The sequence below is a fragment of the Armatimonadota bacterium genome, from assembly GCA_036504095.1.
Lineage (GTDB): Bacteria > Armatimonadota > DTGP01 > JAKQQT01 > JAKQQT01 > DASXUL01.
Genome location: DASXVS010000059.1, coordinates 46,406 through 63,242 on the forward strand (window position 1 = coordinate 46,406; position 16,837 = coordinate 63,242).

Genomic DNA, 16,837 nt, shown 5'->3' on the forward strand with positions numbered 1-16,837 from the left:
ATGGGTGAAGAAGAGGAGCGATTTGTGGCGGACGCTTTCGCCACCAACTGGATCGCCCCGCTGGGCCCTCACGTGGACGCCTTTGAGGCGGAACTGGCCGGCTACGTCGGCGTCCGTGGCGCAGCGGCGCTTTCGTCGGGAACGTCCGCCGTCCACCTCGGCCTGAAGCTGCTGGGCGTCAAAAAGGGGGACACGGTCTTCTGTTCGTCGCTCACTTTCGCCGCGAGCGCCAACCCCATCGTCTACGAAGGCGCGACGCCGGCGTTCATCGACTCTGAACCGGGGTCATGGAACATGTCGCCCGCCGCTCTTCAACGGGCGATGCAGGAAGCCGATCGCGAACGGCGCCTGCCGAGCGCCGTCATCATCGTGGATCTCTACGGTCAGAGCGCCGATATGGATCCGCTTCTCGCGATCTGCGAGCGCTACGGTGTTCCGGTCCTCGAAGACTCCGCCGAGGCGCTGGGCGCAACCTATCGGAACCGCAAGTGCGGCGGCCACGGCCATATGAGCGTATTCTCGTTCAACGGCAACAAGATCATTACGACATCAGGGGGAGGCGCCCTCGTTTGCGATGATGTGGACGCCCTGGCAAAGGCTCGGTTCTGGGCCACGCAGTCGAGGGACCCGTCTCCCCATTATCAGCACACCGAGATCGGTTACAACTACCGTATGAGCAACGTGTGCGCCGCTATTGGGCGCGGACAGCTCAGAGTGCTGGATCAGCACATCGAAAGCCGCCGCGCGGTCTTCAGCCGCTATGCTGAGGCCCTCGGAGGTCTGCCAGGCCTCGGCTTCATGCCCGAATCCCGCTTTGGGAAAAGCACACGATGGCTCACCGTGCTGACACTTGATCCCCGCGAAGCCGCCGCCACCCCGAGCGAGGTGATGAATGCCCTGGCTCAAAGCAACATCGAGTGCCGGCCGGTGTGGAAGCCGATGCACCTGCAGCCGATTTTTCAGGGCTGCCGCTACTATCGCCACGCCGCGGAGCTGGACGTGTCGGGAAGAATATTTGAAACCGGCCTTTGCGTTCCTTCAGGCTCCAACCTCAGCGCCGATGACCTGAATCGGGTCATCGCCGCGCTCAGAGCGGCCCTCGGAGCGCCGGCCCTGCATACGAGCCAAGCGGCCGGCAACCAACCCGCCCTGCGCCTCTGACGGCGGCGTCAGGCTTTCAAATTGATAGTTGCGACAAAGCGCCGGCAATAAGCCAGTCCACGTGGGCTGTCATACTGCCGGCGCTTTGTCGCATTGTCATGGCGGTCAGCAACTACCGCCAAGCTTGAATGACCGTCACTGTTTGGCGGGTGAGCCGCCCATGGCGACCGTGGGCTTTGGGGCACCGGCCGGCAGCGTCGCCTTCCACTCGGCCCAGAGGTCCGCAATCGCCTTGTTGGTCTTCTGCTTCCAGATATCGTCGGAGTAGGTTCCAGCGCGCATCGCAGTGTTCAGTTCCGGCACCAGGTTCTTGTCATATTTGGCCTGAGCCCAATCCAGGAACTGGGCGCCAATCTGATAGGCCTGGGGATCGTTCGGCACACGGTCAGCCGTGAAGTGCAGGGCCTTGCTCATCGGTTCATATCGGTAAAACCGGATGTAGTCGTCCACTGCTTCCACAAGCCAGCCAGGATTGTTGCCGTGGTAGTTCTGTATCACGTGGGTCATCTCGTGCACCACTGCGCCGTAGTCATCCGGGTGGCTCCGGAAATAGGCGGCCGAGAAGAAACAGCCGTCGCCTGACGTGTAGGCAACGCCCGACATCTCTCGATAAGTCTGGGTGAACTTTGATGGGGGCGTGACACCATCGGAATGCAGATAGGCGGAAATGAACGGGTAGTAGGCCTCGCAGATCGCCTTCGCGCGTCCCGCAAACCCGGCAAGGTCCGGAGCGCCGGTTGTGTCGAGCGTGATCTCGGGTGTATCCTTTTCCAGTTTCGCCTTAGAAGCCGCCAGCGCCTCCGCGGACAGAGCGGGCGGCGAAGGGGGGGTGACGGTCACGCTGGCCGGACGCGCGGGAAGCAGAACGACGCGTGTCGCGGTGAACGATCCGTCGTCCTTGGCGGCCCCGTAGACACCGATTCGGGCGTCCACTTTCAGGTCCGCCCGTGACGCTTTGCCATCGGGGATGCGGTCGATGGTCGCAGTAGCCGGTATCGTCACCGTCACGTCCCCGCGGCGGCTCGTGAGGGTGAAGACGTCGCCCTTGATGTCTTTGATCGTGCCCGAGCGGTCGGGACGCGTGAATCCCGCGCTACCCGGGCCAGCGGGAGGCGTCACCGGGGCGGCCTGGAACGCTTGGGAGGCGCCTGCGGCAAGCAGGAGAACAGCCCCGCAGGCGACAACAGAGGACAGATTGGCATGGCGATGATTTGTACCGCAGATGTGGTTGAAACGCAGCTTGGTAATCAACTGACCTAACCTCCATTCACAGGGGCGCCCCGATCCCGGGTGGCCCGATTGGGGTTGCGCGCTCTGCGGAGTGTTCAAACTCCGCAGAGCGCAAGTGGATCAACGTTTGGCAAGCGCCGCGATATGCTCCGGCAAGAGGGCCTTGTCGTAAAGCCGGAAGTCTGCTATGTCTCCCGCGTAGAAATCGCGAACTGGTGCGCGAGCGCCCTTGGTGGCGATGCACAGGGGGTCAGATGACGTCGCGATGGCGCCGGTGCCGTCTGCGCGGGCAACGGAGACCCCGTCCACGTAGATAAAGATGTTCGCGCCGTCGTAGGTTGCCGCCACGTGATGCCATTGGCCGGCGGTGGGAAGCGCACATTCCGCCGAGCCCACACCGCTGAGTTCGAACAGCAGTTTCCCCTCGCTGGCCGTGAGGCGGAACTGATTGTCATTATTCCCTTTTTGGACGATGCGGTGATTGTCGTTCCAGTTTGCGGGATGGATCCAAGCGGAGAGTGTGATCGCGTCCGTCGGATTGAGCTCCGCGCGATTCGGCACGATCACGGCGTCGTTCGTCCCGTTGAATGACAGCGCGGCGCCATGCGGACCTTGAACCTCGGCCGGTGCGCCCAGCACTCGCAGGACGATTCCCGGCACCGTTCCCTGGGCGTTATCAAGCCCCGGAAGGAGCGCCAGAATCGGTGTGGCGGGGGAAAAGGCGCGGCCGGCGGCCATCGCGATAGAGTTCGCGTGTGGGGACGTGTCCTGCACGCCGTTGACGCTAAGAGAATAGGACTGGCCGGCTTCCGGCGCCGGGCTCACAGTGATGTCCACGCTCCGCCCGTCCCCCGCGAGCCGGGCGGTGCGAACGGTCAGGCCTTCGATCTTGTACAGGTCCGCGTTCGCTCCGGAGGACGCATTCACCGGCTCGGAGAATGTGACCCGGATGAGAGGTGATCCCGCCGCGGAAGTGATCCCCGTCACCGTCGGAGGCGTACGGTCATCAACTTTGTACGTGCCCGATACGACAGGGCCCGCCGGCTTGTTTCCGTGGAAGGCGCGGGCGCGAATCACGGTATCGTGGCTCACCCGGATGGGCATCTGATAGACGGCGGAGGTGGCGACGGGATCGGAGCCATCCGTTGTGTAGACGAGCTTCGCGGTAGAGTCGTACACGGACGGCCGAAGGGAGACCGACATGGTGTCGTTTGAGCTTCCGCTCGCCGGGCTCAACTCAGGGGTCGAGCCGGTTGTGCCGAAGGCGTCATAGAGATACTGCGCCGGTTTGGCAGCGTCGTTCGTGCCGGAGGCGGCGGTGACGGCGAAAACCCTGATAGCCGGATTCTTTGGCAGTGTGAGCGTCTTTGCGCCGGCAGGCACGTCCAGGCCATAGCGGAAGACATAGGCGTACGCGTAGATGTCATTCCCCCCCGCCGCATTGTGGCGGTGCGTCGCGTAGAACGCGATGGGGTCCCGTTTGATGTAGGCGGGCTGGAGTCCATAGATGCCGCCGTCCAGAAGCTGAAGGCCCGGCGCGCTCGCCGGCTTTTCCCAGATCCGGTTGTCCCACTGGCCGATGAAACCGCTCCAGTCCTGGACCGATACCGGTATTGCCTTTCCTCCGGCGACAAATGTGTCATGCGTGTCGCCCCCGAAGGCGGCGGCCAACACGTACACTCTTGTCATTCCACCGGGCAGCTTCACCGTCTGGCCGTTGCAGGCCAGGGCGGTCTTGGCGCCGGGCGATCTGCGGGCCATCTGGAATTTGACCCCACCCGATACGAACGTTCCGGGGAACATCTCAATGGGGAAGGTGTGGCCCTTGCCATCGAATCCCTTGGCGTTAGCCTTTCCGTCATATCCTGCTGCCACCACGTCGTAAGGGATAGCAAGCGGTTTACAGACGGGCATTGTGAGGCGCGCGGCGGGCTTGCCGAGGCGGATCGCGAACGCCCGCGGGTTGTAGGCGCTCATCTTGAGGCTCAGCGCGCCGCTCTTCAGGTTGGCGGGGCCGATCGTGCGCTCCTGGCCATTGACTTCGCGGGCCGAAACGATCGGCGCGGCCGCGGAGAGTGTTACGGAGACAGGCGCCCCGCTCAGTTCCTGCAGGCGAACGATAACGTCATCGCTGTCTTCGGCCTTCTTGATGGCGGTGATGGCAACTTGGGTTGTATTGACCGTGAACAGGGAGAATGTGCCGCCGAGCTTGCCCGCGTGGGCCGGCGATTGGAAGGCCACGAGCGGCTGGTTGAGCCGCGCTGCTTCCCAGGGCGTCTTGCCCTTCCAGCTGCCATTGTGACCCTCGAGGGCGTAAAGAACGCGGTGAGTGCCTACGTCCTGAGTCGCCTGGTCCGGGTAGGACCTGGCGCCAGGCGTTCGGAGCAGAGTGAGCCGCAGGGTGTGGTCGTCGGGCTTGTCCGAACCGAATTTCGAGTCTTCCAGAACGGACACGCCATAGCGGCCCGCGGCATCGGTGAGGTCGAACCACTCGTGCGAAACAACTTCGTACTTCTTTTCGTCGTCGGTGGAGCGCTTAATGGTCCCCATTCCGAGGTTGTAAGTGGCCATCTCGTTGGACACCGCCAGCGGGAACTCGGTCTTAAGCGTCGTCTTCCGCTCGTTCCAATTGATGGTGTTGTCAAACTCCACGCGGTTGCCTGCTCCGGCCGCGGCGAGGCGAATAACCTGCACGAATTTTGAGCCGCTCGTGTTGCGTGTTACTTCAAGGGCGACCCGCACGGGACCATTCTCAACGACGCGTACCTTGGCCGGTCCCGACACGTAGCCGATAGACGGAGCGCTTTGATCGCGCCAGTCCATATTCCAGGCCGGCCACTGATCGGGCTCTTCAAACCTCAACGCGAGGCGCGCCGGCCCGGCGAGCAGCGGGCGGCCGTTGGCCTTATCCGTGATCTGCTCAACGTCTCCGCCTGCATTCAGCGTGACCTTGTATCGATTGTTCTGCAGGACGCCGCTCTGAACACTCAGGCCGGTAGACATCACGCACGGTTTGGCAGAAGGGCGAACGTCGTAGGTAACGAAGCCGACGGACGGGGCCTTGGCGAGAAACAGTACTTCCACCGTGCCGCCATCGCGCCCGGCAACCTGGGAGGGAACCTCAACGCCGCCCGGGCCGTACACGCGAACAGCCGCCGGCGCCTTGTCAAAACGCACCTTTGCGTCTACCACATCCTCGCGGGCAACGGACAGCGGGTTGTACACAACCACAGAGACGCCCTTGGCGCGCGTATCCATCGCGCGGATCACAGCGCCCGCCCCATCGCTCAGCGCGCTGGCCGAGTGATTCAAAGCGGTCACTTCATCGTTCCAGGAGAACTCGTAAGCCTTCGGGATGCTCGTGCCCGGCAGGATGTCGTGGAACTGACCGCCGAGGATGAGCCGCCACGCATCGTTCATGTGCTGCTGAGGATACTTCTCCGCACCCAGCCAGTCGGCGGCGACGGAGGCGCGCTCCGCGGAGTCCGCCAGAAGCTCGTTCTTGCGGTTCCAGCGCTTCATGTACGCTTGGGAAGTGAGGGAACCGGCGGAGTGCTGGGTCAGTTCCAGGTCGCCCTTATACGTGGGCAGCTTGGAAACCTGCTTGGGGGTCAGATCGCGGAAGATCTGGTCGGACGGGGAAGCGACCACGGTTACAGGGCCGGTCCCGTTTACACTCTTTTCCATCCACTGGGCGGAGCTCTCCGCGGGGGCGCCGCCGACATCACCCGTTCCATAGTAACGGAAGTCCACGAAAGCGCCGGACTTCTCGCCAATCTTGTTGATGCGGTCCAGGATAAACTGGCTCTGGCTGAGATCCTCGTTGACCCTGGCACTGTAGGAGCCGGCATCGAGGGCGGAAGTGACGAACTTGCCGTCCGGGCCATACCAGTTGCCCACCGTGAACGGAATGGGATACGGGAAGCCCCAGGTGAGTTTCTGGGTGGAAAATCCCTTGATCCCGCAGTGCGCGAGAATGGACGGAAGGGAGGCAGGGAATCCGAAGCAGTCCGGAAGGATGAAGTCGATGCTCGTTTCGCCCATCTCTTTCGTAAAGAAATGGTTGCCGTAGAGAAGCTGGCGAATGATCGACTCGGCTGACGGAACGTTCACGTCGTTCTCTTCGACAGAGGATCCCGCCACGAACCAGCGCTTCTTCCGAATGTACTCTTTGACCTTGGCGAAGTCCTTCGGATAGTACTCTTTCATCATCCGGTAGCGGTTGGAACCGGAAAACGAGAAGATGTAGTTCGGATACTTCTCGAACAGCGCGAAGTTATCCTTCATCGTGTTCGGGATGTATTCACCGATCGTATCGAGATAGCTCCATCGCCACTGGGTATCGAGGTGTGAATAGCCGACCTCATAAAGTACCTTGTCCGTCGCCGGGTTGTAGGCGGAACGGGCGCGCGCACGCTGGGCAGCGGGCTGGGCGGCATCGCAAGACGCCGCTAACGCCAGGCCAATCACGGCCAGAGCGAGATGATTCCTCATGACTGCACATGTCTCCGTCGAAGCGTGTTGGTCCATGTTTGGACCAACGGGAAGTTTTGAGCGGCACTTGGTACCGCTTTGGTCAACGTTATACTATTACGGAGCGGCTACCCGTCAGCAAACCGGGGCGTCCCGGACCAGGAATTTCGCCGCAGACGACACCCGAGAGGCAGAGGAATGGCTTGCGAGCACAGTTTTCAGTTCCCGTTAGAGCACGGTTTACATGCTCGCCCGGCTTCGGTCCTGCGGGACGCCGCGGATGCACATAGCGCTGATATCCGCTTTATCAACCATCGCAACGGCATCGAGGCCAACGCCAAGAGCGTGCTGTCGCTCATCGCGGCGGACGTACACCTCGGCGATCCTTGCTCCATCATCGTTGAAGGCGATGACGAACGGTCCGCTTGCGATGCGCTCGCCGCCTTCCTCACAGACGTCTTCCCGGGCTGCGACGAACCGTTGCCGGCCCCGTCCATCGATGAGTCCGGAACAGCCCAGCCGCCCCGCGTTGTCGCATCCAGCGGCGCGACTTTCATCCGGGGTCTTTCGGCCTGTCCCGGTGTCGTTGAGGCGCCGGCGTTCGTCCTCGAAGCGGAGCCCCTGCCGGACGTGCCGGACCGCGCAGACTCGCCGGACCGGGAGAAAGCCATATTCGACATGGGTTTGGACGTCACCGCCAGCGATATGGTGACATCGCTCGAGCGCGTTTCCAATCCCACCGAGGCCGACGTACTGAAGGCGCATCTAGCCATCCTGCGCGACCCGGAGTTCCGAGACCGCGTTAACAGCGCCATCGCCTCGGGCTGCTCCGCCGGCGGAGCGATTATTGACGTTCAGACACACTACACGACGGTATTGGGGACATCGGAAAGCGCCTACCTGCGCGAACGAGCGATGGACGTCCGAGACGTCTCTTCCCAATTGCTCCGCCGCCTGTATCCGGATGCGTCGCGCCGTGAAAGGCCGGCGCCCTCTGGGCCGCATATCCTCGTTGCACAGGACCTCACCCCGTCCGAGTTCCTGTCGCAGGACAAGGCGCTCATCGCCGGAATCGTCCTCAGTGAAGGCGGAATCACCTCCCACACGGTGATCCTCGCCAGGGCGGCGGGAATCCCCTGCGTTGTCGGCGCCCGAAACGCCCATCGCCTGGTTTCGACCGGTGTTCCGATGATCCTGGACGCGCGGCGCGGCTTGGTTTTGCCGGAGCCTCCCGAGGCGGTCTCCCGTTACTACCGCCTGGAGCAGAAGCGCGCCCGGCGGCGCCGCGAACAACTGGAAATCCACGCCGGCGCCCCAGGCCGGACTGCCGACGGCCGTCCCGTCGAGGTCTCCGCCAACGCCAGCAGCGCCGAAGAAGCGGAAGCCGCCTTCATGGCCGGCGCGGAGGGCATCGGCCTGTTCCGCACTGAACTGCTCTTTATGGACCGCTCCCAGCCCCCCACCGAGGAGGAGCAGTTCACGGTTTACTCCCGCCTCGTCACCGCCGCGAAAGGGCGGCCGGTGATCATTCGAACGCTCGATGTCGGCGGCGACAAGCCGGTACCCTATCTCTCTCTGCCCGAAGAACCGAATCCATTTCTGGGATACCGCGCCGTCCGGTTCTACCCGGACCACGAGGATCTGCTGGCGACGCAGTTGCGGGCGATACTGCGCGCCGCGGCCCTCGGACCCGTACGCGTGATGGCGCCGATGATCTCCTGCGTGGAGGAAGTGCGATATGTGAGGGCTCTCGTGGGCAGGGTTGCCGAGGGTCTCGTTGCGGCCGGGCAGGCGCATGGCGCCGTCGAGATCGGCATCATGATTGAAGTGCCCTCCGCGGCGATGATCGTGGACGCGCTGGCCGTCGAGGCCGAGTTTTTCAGCATAGGCACCAACGATCTGGCGCAATACCTGATGGCCGTGGACCGGGGAAATCGCAAGATCGGGAAACTGGCGGGCATGCTGCACCCGGCTTTGCTCCGCACGCTCACCAAGATCGTGGACGACGCTCACGCCGCGGGACGATGGGTTGGCATGTGCGGCGAAATGGCAGGCGTGGAACGCCTCGCCCCGGTTCTGGTTGGCCTTGGGCTCGACGAATTAAGCATGGCAGGCCCCAACGTTACGGCGATGAAGGCCGCGCTAGGGAAATGGCGCACGGACGAGTGTCGCGCGATGCTCGAAGCAGCCTCCAAAGCGCCAACTGCGACGGATGCCGACGCCATCGTGACGGCATTCTCGCCGGCGGGTGAGAAACCCGGCGTCCTCGACGCGGCTATCGTAAACCTGGAATCCGAAGCACGGTCCCGCGACGAAGCCATCAAGGAACTGGTGGATCTCTTGTCGCTCGATGGCCGGATCGGCGATCCGAATCTCGTCGAAGAGGCGATCTGGCGCAGGGAAGACGAATATTCCACGGGAGTGGGATATGGATTCGCCATTCCGCACTGCAAATCCAAAGACGTGACGGTTAACTCAATCGGATTCCTGAAGCTGAACGAGCCGATCGAATGGCAGACGCTGGACGATGAGCCGGTGCGCGTCGTGCTGATGCTCGCAATCCGCGAGGCCGACCACGGCACGGAGCACCTCAGGATCTTCGCCCAACTCGCCCGAAAGATAATGGACGATGACTTCCGTGAACGGCTGCTCACGGAAAATGACACAGTAGAGTTGGTTCGGTTCATCCAGTCAGAGATAGAGTAGAACCGGGCCCAACCCAATGAACACTAAGGAGCACCCCCGATGGCATTTGAACCCCGGCGGCTAAAGCAGTACCTCTTGAGCGGCGTCTCGTACGCCATTCCGTTCGTCGCGTGCGGCGGCATTATGATCGCCTTTGCGCTGGCGTTCGCCCCCAAGGGAGCGAACAACGCGCCTGACCCGTCCGGTTCCCCGGTCCTCTCCCTCATCTTGAATATCGGCGTTGCCGCATTCACGCTGCTGGTGCCGGTCCTGGCCGCCTATATTGCGTACGGAATTGCCGACCGCCCTGGCCTGGTCCCGGGTATGGTTGGCGGCTGGATCGCAACCCACCTGGCGCCGGCCACGAAACTCGTGGCTATCACCGTCCCCGGGCTGAAGGATACGTATCAGCTCAAGCAGCTCACCCAAGCCACGATGGGTAACGGCGATTACATCAGCGCCGGGTTCCTGGGTGGTATCGTCGCCGGCCTCATCGCGGGATTCATCGCGCTGCAGATGAAGCGCATCAAGATGCCCCCCTACCTGAAGCCGATCATGCCGATCATGATCATCCCGGTTGTCTCTTCCCTCATCGTCGGTTTCATCATGTACAAGATCGTCGGCAACCCGGTGGCTGACCTGATGAACTGGCTCACCGGTTGGCTGGCATCGATGGGTACCGGCAGCCAATGGGTGCTGGCCCTGATCCTCGGCGCGATGATCGCGTTCGATATGGGCGGCCCCGTGAACAAGGTGGCGTTCTTCTTCGGCGCGGCGATGATTACCAAGGGCAACCCTTATGTGATGGGCGCCTGCGCCGCCGCCATCTGCATCCCGCCGATCGGCCTCGGGCTGGCCACCATCGTCGCCAAGAGATTGTGGACCGAAGAGGAACGGGAGTCCGGCATCGCGTCACTCGCCATGGGTATGATCGGCATCACCGAAGGCGCCATCCCGTTCGCGGCGGCGGACCCGGTGCGTGTCATCCCGACTATTATGATCGGCTCGATGACCGGCGCGGTGATCGCCATGCTGATGAAGGTCGGTGACCAGGCGCCGCACGGCGGCCCCATCGTACTGCCGGTGGTCATCAACCGCGGATGGTTTGTGGTGGCCATCGTCGTTGGATCGGTTGTGGTAGCCACAATCATCAACACGTTGCGCGCTATCGCGCAGAGGAAAGAGGAAGCGAAAGCATGAAGTATGTAGCCCTGACATCGTGCCCAACGGGCATCGCCCACACGTACATGGCCGCCGAACAGCTCAAGAAGACCGGCAAGAAACTGGGCCACGACGTGAAGGTGGAAACCCAGGGCGCCATGGGCATCGAAGACCAATTGTCGGCAAAAGACATCCAGGAGGCCGACGCGGTGATCATCGCCTGTGATCTGCCCGTCATCGGCCGGGAGCGCTTCGATGGCAAGCGGATTCTGGAAGTGCCGGTTCAGGAAGCACTGAAGAACGCTCCCGGCATCTTCGAGAAGGTGCTGGCGGTCTAGTTAGTCACCAACGTGTGCGCCGCTTCCTCCGGGACAGCGGCCGGCAACACAAAGCGAAGCCTCTCAACGATGGGTTGAGAGGCTTCGCTTTGTGTTGCCGGCCGATTCTTCTTAGCGGGGCTTAGAACCCCACTCTGATCGTACCGATGCCATACGGACGTGTCGTGACGTTGGCCAGGTTCCCCGTAACGGTGATCGAGCCGACCTGCTGGTGCTCCAGGATGTTCGTCGGTACGGCCGTCGTGAGAGGCTTCGGGAACGACACCTGCCCGTTCAGGGTTTGGCCGTGGTCTTCGTAGTATCGCAATATGTAGCCGCTGCCGTCTTCCGCGCGTTTGAAGGCCGTGATGATCGCGTTCGGCAGATCCGTGCTGAGCATGGATTTCTCCGCGCCCCAGTCTCCCGTGTGCACCGTACAGGGCATCTGCCGGAGGCCCAGGTTGAACTGATAGCCGCGGCGCATGGTGTCTCCCAGTTTCCAGTCTCCGCTGTGCGGATAGACGGAGTAATTGATGAGGTGCTTTCCCTTGTCGCCAACGGTGTCCGGGTTTGAAGTACCACGCAGGAGCGATATCCGCATCGTGGAGCCGTTGACATCCGCGCCATACTTGCAGTCATTGAGCACGGAAACGCCATAAGTCGTCCCCTGGCTCTCGTCCATCCATTTCTGCATCGGGATATCCACGTGGCCATCGGTGGGACGCTGGATCGCGTAGAACGGACCGTCCATCGTGGCGATGGGCGATGTGAGCGACGTCGGGATGATGGATTTGAGCAGGAGGTTGTAGTCGTTGAAATCGGCATTGATGCGGGCGTCCACCCGCGGGACACCGCGATAGATGAAGATGTCCTGCACGTAGGTTGAGGTGCCGTTCGGGTAAGTGGCCTGAAAATGCGCCCGCACCGGGCCGGTCTCGAGCACTTTGAAATTGGTCGCGGTATCGAGGTAGGTTGTCGTTCCGTTGAGGGAGATGGACCACGCGCTGTTGCCCGAGTTTTCGCCCAGCACTACGAGGCGAAACGCCTTCTGGCCGGTGGCGAGCACTTCCTTGTTGTTGATTCGGTCGTAAAGCCTTGAGACCTGGCCCGTGGGCCCATCAATATTGACGATGAACTGAGGCGTTGTGACGACCTGGGTGGTACCGTTCACGGTCACTGTGATCGGATCGTTGAGCGTCATGTCTGCAGCGGCGGGAGCTACGTGATACACGCGGTATCCCAGGCTGGGCATGGAATTCGCCACGAACGTGAAGGTGATGAAAACCTTGCCGTCCCTCGCCTCCCGGCCGATGATCTGGGCCGCCTGACGAACACCCTGCGGATCCGTGACCGCGACGAACGGTGTGTCCGCATCAAACGGCATGGTCACTTCAATGGGGTCGCTGCGGGTCCAGGCCACGGGGTTAAAGAGGGTAAAGGGCTTCCCGTCCCCTGTCGTGTCCACGTGCTTTTCCAGCACGCTCCACGCGTTACCGATATGCTTATCGGTGATCAGTTTCATCAGCTTCTGCTTGTTCGCCGCTTCCTCGTACGTGCTGTGGATGGCGGTTCCGGGCGCGATGTCGTGGAACTGGTTGAAAGCCACGTGCCGCCAGCCGAAGCGGAGGTCGTCGTACGGATAGTCGCCGCCGTTTATGCTTGCGAGCGACGCGAGGGTTTCGGCGACATACATCTCGTTTTCAGAGTCGCGGACGATGCGCTTCATGTCTCCGTGGGTGGTGTAGCAACCCTCGAAGGTGTACTGGAGGTCGCGATTAACGGAGGGGAATCCGGTGGAGGGTTCCGCGGCCCGAACGGCGTTGTAAAAATCAAGGAACTGGGCCTCGCGGACTTCCGGGAAAGTCGGATCGGTCTTCAGCATCTCGAGTGCGGTGAGGTCGGAGATCGCCGGGCCCCCGCCGTGGTCTCCGGTTCCCAGCGCAACAAGCGCCATATTAACGCCGCTTTGCGCCTTGATCGTGGCCGGATAGTTCGTCTGATTCGCCGGGTCCACGGTGTTGTTATACCACCCGGGCGAGAACGGGGAATATGCCAGGACGCGCGATTGATCGGGCCCCTGCCACCAGAACAGGTTTACATCCGGGCCGCGCACCGGGCACCGCGCAAAGAAGAAGTTCTGGATTTCGGCCTCCCGGAGGATCTGCGGAAGCTGGCGGGTGTGCCCGAACGTGTCGGGGAGGAAGCCCACCTCGGCCTGCTTCCCGAATTTCTCCTTGAAGTATCCCTGGCCGTAAATGAATGACCGCGCCAGCGCCTCTCCACTGGGGATGTCCTCATCGCTTTCATCCCACATCCCGCCCAACAGCTCCCACTGGCCATTGGCGACCTTCGCCTTGATGTCCTGGAAAACCTTCGGGTCCATCCGTTCCATCGCCAGGTACGCCGACGCCTGAGTTTCGCCGAAATGGAAGCCCGGGAACCGGTACATAAGGTTCAGCTGCGTCTGTGCCGTTCCGCTCCACGTCTTCGTCGTGTCCGGCCAGTCCCATAGCCAGTTGAAGTCGATGTGGCTGTAGCCGCAGTAGTAGAGGACGCCGGCCGGGCTGCCAGGCGATCGCTTAACGATAAGCGTTGCCGGCTCCTTCGGCATTTTCAGGTGGGCCGCAGCGGGCGGAACGATCAACAGCGCGGCGAAGAGAGCGAAGCGTACCTTCATTTGATGACCTCACGATCTGTGATCAATGGACAATGGCCGATTGGCGATCTGCCGCAAGATTCCTGTGAAAAATTCAATCCCCGCACTTCCTGGTGGCCCCCCGAACGTCCGGGCAAGGCTGCTTGACTTTGTCGTCGAAATACTGTTGTCACCTTCGATGTTGCGGTCCAATCCATGATATCATATAGACGGACCATAATTGCACCAAAATTCACAAGAGGTTGCACCAGATGCGCTCATTTATCCGTTTCTTCGTTTCAGCGGCCGCCGTGGCGTCCGCGATCGCGGCGGTTTCGGCCGCAACGCCGGTAGTCGTGAACATCGTCGGATCCGGCCCGCTCGGGTGGGATAACGGGGTCTTCGCCGGGGAGGCCTCGCCGGCGCCAATGGCGAGCCTGGACGCGCCCACGGGTGTGACGACGACCTCCGACGGGCGTATCCTGATGGCCGATTTCATGGGCAACCGCATCCGGGCCGTCGGCACGGACGGATTGATCTCCACGCAGGCCGGCAACGGCTGGCCGGGGAGCCAGGGTGGGACGACTGCGCCCACCATCAGCCTGTGGGGGCCGTGGAGCGTGGCCGTCCGCGGCACAGGCGTAGCATTTTCAGACTCGTTCAACTCGTCCATACGCACGATTACGGGTGGCACCATCATACAGACCGCCGGCGTCATCGGCACCGTCTCCAACACGTACTACACCGGCTGGGCCGGATTTGACGGCGACAACGGACCTGCGACTTCCGCCCACCTGAACTGGCCGACGGGCATTGCCTCCGACAGCGCGGGCAATCTTTATATTGCCGACTCCTGCAATCATCGGATCCGCAAGATCAACGCCGCCGGCACCATCACAACGGTGGCCGGAAACGGCTGGCGGGACACCTGGGGCCGCGGACGCTACGCCGGAGACGGCGGTCCGGCCACATCTGCGTGCTTGAACTGGCCGACGGCGGTAACCGTGGACGGGCTGGGTAATCTGTACATCGCCGATACCTATAACCAGCGTATCCGGCGGGTGGACTCCCAGACGCAGGTCATCACCACCGTGGCAGGCACCGGGGACGTCGGCGGTGACGGCGATGGCGGCCCCGCGACGTCTGCCCGCCTGAACCATCCCCAGGGTCTGGCTCTGGGTGCGGACGGAACGCTCTACATCGCGGATTCGCTTAATCACCGCATCCGCTCGGTCAGCAGCGGCGCCATCAGCGCCGTGGCCGGGACCGGAGTGCGAGGTTACGCCGGCGATAACTACAGCGCCCTGTCGGCACAGTTCAGCGAACCCCGCGGCCTCGCCGTCACGCCCCTCGGCGACCTCATCGTCGCGGACACCGGCAACAATCGCGTGCGGATGATCATCTTCGGCGACACGGGACAGCTCGAAGGCATCGTCCGCGACGGCCAGACGAATGCCCCCATCCCCGGCGCCTCGGTTTGCTGGAGCGGCCTGCAGTCTTCCGCGGACGCGAATGGTTACTATATGCTGACGCTTCGGACCGGCAGCCCGGTGGTCACAGCCTCGGCTCCAGCGTATGGTCCGGCGGCGGACACAGTGGACATCACGGCCGGCGTTACCACCGTTCACGACTTCCTCCTGCCGTCCGGCACCGTCACCGGTCACGTGAGCGATGACGGCGGACACATCGTCGCGGGCGCAACGGTTACGGCGGCAGGTGCAACTGCGACGACCGGACCGGATGGTTCCTTCCAGATGCGGCTTGCGCCCGGCGCCCAGCCGATGACCGCCTCGAAATTCGGCTATGGACCGTCGACCACAACCGTCCAGGTGCCCACCAACGGCTCCATTCCCGTCCGACTGGTGGTCAGCCGCATCCGCTCCGTCGCCGTGCCGCTGAGCTACAACACCGACTGGATGTCGTGGCACACCAATCCCGGCGATTACACCAACCCATCCATAGACTACGCCTACCCCGCCGAGCAGTTGCCGGCTTCGCTCAGCATCTTCACCCTGCCCACATCCGGCGCCCCCGTGGACTTCTCGTTCCCGGACAAAACCGACGGAGTGAATAACTGCATCTTCATCAACTCACAGGTCATCAACGTGCCCCAGGGGCATTATGCGGGGCTTCACATGCTGGAGTCGGCGCGTTTTGGCGGGTTCACCGGCACAGTCACCCTGACGTACTCGGACGCCAGCACCACCAGCGCGTCGCTGATGTTCAGCGACTGGGCCTGGAATGCCGTTGGAAGCCCGTTGGGCGCGAACGAGAGCGTCGCGATTTCCTGCGACCACCGGCATCAAACGGGCGCTGCCCAAAGCACACCGCCCGTGGACATCCTCCACTCGCAGATGGCCGTCAACCCGGCTAAGACCCTCGTTTCCATCACTTTGCCGGCCGATAGTTCGGGGAGCGGTTCCAAGGACGGTTACCTCTTCGCTCTGTCCCTCGATTCCATCGGCGCCGCCCTGAGCTATGGCGATATCGACGGCGACGGAGTCGTCACCGCCGCGGACGCGGCCGCCGCTTTGTCCAATGCGGCGGGCCTGTCGGCACTCAGCGCGCCTCAGACGATCCGCGGCGATGTCGCGCCAGTCTGGCCTGACGGATCCTACGGCGACGGCACGATCGGCATCGACGACGCCCTGCGGATTCTCCGCCTGGCCCGCATGGGCTGAGTGGCAAGCGCTTTGGAAACAAATTGGACCAATTTCGCCCAAACCTGTAGGTTTTGTCGCCCCACGGGTGTATTTATTAAGTGAAGTTTGGTACAGGTTTGGACATTACTTGACCAACGCAGGATCACGCTCTGTTGAAGAAACTCGACCCCTACCCCATTCTTGAATCCCGCATTCGCGCGGGAGTCTACGCCCAGGGCGCCTGGCTCACCCCGGAACGTGAACTCGCCCGGGAGTTCGGGGTCCATCGCCAGGCCATCCGGCGCGCCGTTGCGCGCTTATCCGAAATGGGTCTCCTCGAGCGCCGGGCGGGCCACCGCCCCATCGTCCGCCGGCCGGACAGCATCGAACCTCCTCCCAACATCGTCGCCTTCCTGATGGGCAACGAGCCCCTGTTCCGCTCCTTCCAGGCCATCCTCAAAGGCTGCGAACAGGAACTCGTGGGCGCCGGCTACCGCCTCATGTTCGTCGACACGTACGCCGAGAGCGAGGAA

General features: G+C 62.5%; 9 protein-coding genes. 6 read left to right on the forward strand and 3 right to left on the reverse strand.

What is annotated here, in order from left to right; translation table 11 throughout:
• Window positions 1–1,161, forward strand: coding sequence for a DegT/DnrJ/EryC1/StrS family aminotransferase (locus VGM51_14125; protein HEY3414173.1), 1,161 nt, complete (start codon window positions 1–3; stop codon window positions 1,159–1,161).
• Window positions 1,162–1,296: 135 nt separating this feature from the next.
• Here the strand turns inward: VGM51_14125 and VGM51_14130 are convergent, their stop codons facing one another.
• Together VGM51_14130 and VGM51_14135 are read right to left on the reverse strand one after the other, a co-directional pair.
• Window positions 1,297–2,412: a basic secretory protein-like protein gene (locus VGM51_14130; GenBank protein ID HEY3414174.1), complete on the reverse strand. Its 1,116-nt coding sequence runs from the start codon at window positions 2,410–2,412 to the stop codon at window positions 1,297–1,299.
• 99 nt (window positions 2,413–2,511) lie between these two features.
• The gene (locus VGM51_14135) at window positions 2,512–6,885 is read right to left on the reverse strand and encodes a glycoside hydrolase family 38 C-terminal domain-containing protein (protein HEY3414175.1); all 4,374 of its coding nucleotides are present in this window, start codon (window positions 6,883–6,885) and stop codon (window positions 2,512–2,514) included.
• A 177-nt stretch (window positions 6,886–7,062) separates the two neighbouring features.
• Between VGM51_14135 and ptsP the strand changes: the two genes are divergently transcribed.
• Genes ptsP through VGM51_14150 form a run of 3 tightly spaced genes read left to right on the forward strand, consistent with a single transcriptional unit; the run spans window position 7,063 to window position 11,048 of the window.
• Window positions 7,063–9,570: a phosphoenolpyruvate--protein phosphotransferase gene (gene ptsP, locus VGM51_14140; protein HEY3414176.1), complete on the forward strand. Its 2,508-nt coding sequence runs from the start codon at window positions 7,063–7,065 to the stop codon at window positions 9,568–9,570.
• Between the two features lie 39 nt (window positions 9,571–9,609).
• Window positions 9,610–10,749, forward strand: a complete 1,140-nt coding sequence (locus VGM51_14145) for a PTS fructose transporter subunit IIC (protein ID HEY3414177.1) — start codon at window positions 9,610–9,612, stop codon at window positions 10,747–10,749.
• Window positions 10,746–11,048 (forward strand): PTS fructose transporter subunit IIB, encoded by a 303-nt coding sequence (locus VGM51_14150; protein HEY3414178.1) that lies wholly within the window; start codon window positions 10,746–10,748, stop codon window positions 11,046–11,048. The genes VGM51_14145 and VGM51_14150 overlap by 4 nt, the downstream gene beginning before the upstream one ends.
• Before the next feature lie 121 nt (window positions 11,049–11,169).
• Here VGM51_14150 and VGM51_14155 read toward each other — a convergent pair whose 3' ends face one another.
• Window positions 11,170–13,704, reverse strand: a complete 2,535-nt coding sequence (locus tag VGM51_14155) for a glycoside hydrolase family 38 C-terminal domain-containing protein (protein ID HEY3414179.1) — start codon at window positions 13,702–13,704, stop codon at window positions 11,170–11,172.
• A 230-nt stretch (window positions 13,705–13,934) separates the two neighbouring features.
• On the opposite strand from VGM51_14155, the gene VGM51_14160 reads away from it, so the two are divergent.
• On the forward strand, window positions 13,935–16,343 hold the full coding sequence (locus VGM51_14160) for a carboxypeptidase regulatory-like domain-containing protein (GenBank protein ID HEY3414180.1): 2,409 nt from the start codon (window positions 13,935–13,937) through the stop codon (window positions 16,341–16,343).
• A 134-nt stretch (window positions 16,344–16,477) separates the two neighbouring features.
• Window positions 16,478–16,837: GntR family transcriptional regulator (locus tag VGM51_14165; GenBank protein HEY3414181.1), on the forward strand; the 360-nt coding region annotated here is incomplete at its 3' end.

What these genes read in the sequence shown, in the direction of transcription:
- VGM51_14125 (HEY3414173.1), top strand. Translation starts at nt 1, where the DNA reads ATGGGTGAAGAAGAGGAGCGATTTGTGGCGGACGCTTTCGCCACCAAC.
- VGM51_14135 (HEY3414175.1), bottom strand. Translation starts at nt 6,885, where the DNA reads ATGAGGAATCATCTCGCTCTGGCCGTGATTGGCCTGGCGTTAGCGGCG.
- ptsP (HEY3414176.1), top strand. Translation starts at nt 7,063, where the DNA reads ATGGCTTGCGAGCACAGTTTTCAGTTCCCGTTAGAGCACGGTTTACAT.
- VGM51_14145 (HEY3414177.1), top strand. Translation starts at nt 9,610, where the DNA reads ATGGCATTTGAACCCCGGCGGCTAAAGCAGTACCTCTTGAGCGGCGTC.
- VGM51_14150 (HEY3414178.1), top strand. Translation starts at nt 10,746, where the DNA reads ATGAAGTATGTAGCCCTGACATCGTGCCCAACGGGCATCGCCCACACG.
- VGM51_14155 (HEY3414179.1), bottom strand. Translation starts at nt 13,704, where the DNA reads ATGAAGGTACGCTTCGCTCTCTTCGCCGCGCTGTTGATCGTTCCGCCC.
- VGM51_14160 (HEY3414180.1), top strand. Translation starts at nt 13,935, where the DNA reads ATGCGCTCATTTATCCGTTTCTTCGTTTCAGCGGCCGCCGTGGCGTCC.